Annotated in this window: 3 protein-coding genes; all 3 read left to right on the forward strand. The window is 66.3% G+C overall.

From position 1 onward, the window contains the following. The first annotated feature begins 221 nt into the window (after nt 1-221). The 3 genes from ACFWFI_RS42135 (at nt 222) to clpX (ending at nt 3,033) form a co-directional block, all read left to right on the forward strand. Nucleotides 222-827: an ATP-dependent Clp protease proteolytic subunit gene (locus tag ACFWFI_RS42135; protein WP_198959691.1), complete on the forward strand. Its 606-nt coding sequence runs from the start codon at nt 222-224 to the stop codon at nt 825-827. Nucleotides 828-894: 67 nt separating this feature from the next. Next, on the forward strand, nt 895-1,578 hold the full coding sequence (locus tag ACFWFI_RS42140; protein WP_031091966.1) for an ATP-dependent Clp protease proteolytic subunit: 684 nt from the start codon (nt 895-897) through the stop codon (nt 1,576-1,578). Nucleotides 1,579-1,734: 156 nt separating this feature from the next. Then, on the forward strand, nt 1,735-3,033 hold the full coding sequence (gene clpX, locus ACFWFI_RS42145; protein ID WP_033299392.1) for an ATP-dependent Clp protease ATP-binding subunit ClpX: 1,299 nt from the start codon (nt 1,735-1,737) through the stop codon (nt 3,031-3,033). Nucleotides 3,034-3,058: the final 25 nt, after the last annotated feature.

The raw sequence follows: 3,058 nt of genomic DNA on the forward strand, positions 1-3,058 counted from the left end.
TCGTCGTATCGGCCCGCGCCCGGGGACTCGCCCGGGAACCCTTGTGCGGACTGCTTACCTTGCGCTCCCAGCGAACAGTTGGGGAAGCGGGATGGCGTTGTCCCACCTGCGCGTTAGGGTCCATGAAGAGGAAGGGTCGGGTAGTCCCGGCCCACCCGGTACGAAGACGCTGAGACGGCCGGAGCCGTCAGAGACGAGCAGGTGGATACGTGACGAATCTGATGCCCTACGCCGCCGGAGAGCCGTCCCTCGGTGGAGGCCTCGGTGACCAGGTCTACAGCCGACTGCTCGGCGAACGCATCATCTTCCTCGGTCAGCAGGTCGACGATGACATCGCCAACAAGATCACCGCACAGCTCCTGCTCCTTGCCGCAGAACCCGACAAGGACATCTACCTCTACATCAACAGCCCCGGCGGCTCGGTGACGGCCGGCATGGCGGTCTACGACACCATGCAGTACATCCCGAACGACGTGGTCACCATCGGTATGGGCATGGCGGCCTCGATGGGCCAGTTCCTGCTCACCGGTGGCACCGCGGGCAAGCGCTTCGCGCTCCCGAACACCGACATCCTGATGCACCAGGGTTCGGCCGGCATCGGCGGTACCGCATCGGACATCAAGATCCAGGCGCAGTACCTGCTCCGTACGAAGACGCGGATGGCCGAGATCACCGCCCACCACTCCGGTCAGACCGTGGAGACGATCATCCGCGACGGCGACCGCGACCGCTGGTACACCGCCGAGGAGGCCAAGGAGTACGGCCTCATCGACGAGATCATCTCGGTCGCGTCGGGCATCCCGGGCGGCGGCGGCACCGGCGCCTGATCCGGGCGTGCACCACCCCGCACCCTCTCGTACGCCGAGACCTCCAGCCCATATGAACGCCACCAGGATGGTGAACACCCACATGAACAACTTCTCCGGCGCCTCCGCGAGCGGCCTCTACACCGGCCCGCAGGTGGACAACCGCTACGTCGTCCCGCGCTTCGTGGAGCGCACCTCGCAGGGTGTGCGTGAGTACGACCCGTACGCGAAGCTCTTCGAGGAGCGCGTGATCTTCCTCGGCGTCCAGATCGACGACGCCTCGGCCAACGACGTCATGGCGCAGCTGCTGTGCCTGGAGTCGATGGACCCGGACCGCGACATCTCGATCTACATCAACAGCCCCGGCGGCTCGTTCACCGCGCTCACCGCGATCTACGACACGATGCAGTTCGTGAAGCCGGACATCCAGACGGTCTGCATGGGCCAGGCCGCCTCCGCCGCCGCCGTCCTGCTGGCCGCGGGCACCCCGGGCAAGCGCATGGCGCTCCCGCACGCCCGTGTGCTCATCCACCAGCCGTCCTCGCAGACCGGCCGTGAGCAGCTCTCCGACCTGGAGATCGCGGCCAACGAGATCCTGCGGATGCGCACCCAGCTCGAGGAGATGCTGGCCAAGCACTCCACCACCCCGCTGGAGAAGATCAGCGAGGACATCGAGCGCGACAAGATCCTTACCGCCGACGACGCACTCGCGTACGGTCTGGTGGACCAGATTGTCTCCACCCGTAAGACCACAGCAGGCGCGTCCGTCTGACGTCGGTCTTTCCCCTTGGCACATTCCACCAGCACGGCCCCGGCCGTGTGAACCGTGCCAAGGGGGGCCCGAACGGGGGGCCAGGCAAGGTACCGTCGGATAGAGGCACCAGGAGCCGCTGAACCAGGCTGCTCCCAGGCGAAGGGGAAGCACCTCGTGGCACGCATCGGTGATGGCGGCGACCTGCTCAAGTGCTCGTTCTGCGGAAAGAGCCAGAAGCAGGTGAAGAAGCTCATCGCGGGACCCGGTGTGTACATCTGCGACGAGTGCATCGATCTCTGCAACGAGATCATCGAGGAGGAGCTCGCAGAGACCTCCGAGGTGCGGTGGGAGGAGCTCCCCAAGCCGCGCGAGATCTACGAGTTCCTCGAGGGGTACGTCGTCGGGCAGGAGCCCGCGAAGAAGGCCCTCTCGGTCGCTGTGTACAACCACTACAAGCGGGTCCAGGCCGGCGAGAACGGCGGCGGCGCGAATCGCGACGACGCGATCGAGCTCGCCAAGTCCAACATCTTGCTGCTGGGCCCCACGGGCTCCGGCAAGACGCTCCTCGCGCAGACGCTGGCCCGCATGCTCAACGTCCCGTTCGCCATCGCTGACGCGACGGCGCTGACGGAGGCCGGCTATGTCGGCGAGGACGTCGAGAACATCCTGCTGAAGCTGATCCAGGCCGCTGACTACGACGTCAAGAAGGCCGAGACGGGGATCATCTACATCGACGAGATCGACAAGGTCGCCCGCAAGAGCGAGAACCCGTCGATCACCCGCGATGTGTCCGGCGAGGGCGTCCAGCAGGCCCTGCTGAAGATCCTGGAGGGCACCACCGCCTCCGTCCCGCCGCAGGGCGGACGGAAGCACCCGCACCAGGAGTTCATCCAGATCGACACGACGAACGTGCTGTTCATCGTGGGCGGCGCCTTCTCGGGCCTGGAGAAGATCATCGAGTCGCGGGCCGGCGCCAAGGGCATCGGCTTCGGCGCGACGATCCGCTCCAAGCTGGAGATCCAGGCCAGCGACCAGTTCCAGGAGGTCATGCCGGAGGACCTGGTGAAGTTCGGGATGATCCCCGAGTTCATCGGCCGTCTGCCCGTGCTGACCTCGGTCCACAACCTGGACCGCGAGGCACTGCTCCAGATCCTGATCGAGCCGCGCAACGCGCTGGTGAAGCAGTACCAGCGCCTGTTCGAACTCGACGGTGTCGAGCTGGACTTCGAGCGCGAGGCGCTCGAAGCCATCGCCGACCAGGCGATCCTCCGCCAGACGGGCGCGCGCGGTCTGCGCGCCATCATGGAAGAGGTCCTGCAGTCCGTGATGTACGAGGTGCCGTCCCGCAAGGATGTGGCCCGCGTGGTCATCACCCCGGACGTGGTCCGCAACAACGTCAACCCGACGCTGGTCCCGCGGGAGCCGCGCACGATCGGCAAGAACGACGGCGGCCGCCACGAGAAGTCCGCGTAGCGGCAAGCGGCACATACGCCGAAGG

The organism is Streptomyces sp. NPDC060209 (assembly GCF_042728155.1).
In the GTDB taxonomy this organism is placed as follows: Bacteria; Actinomycetota; Actinomycetes; order Streptomycetales; family Streptomycetaceae; genus Streptomyces.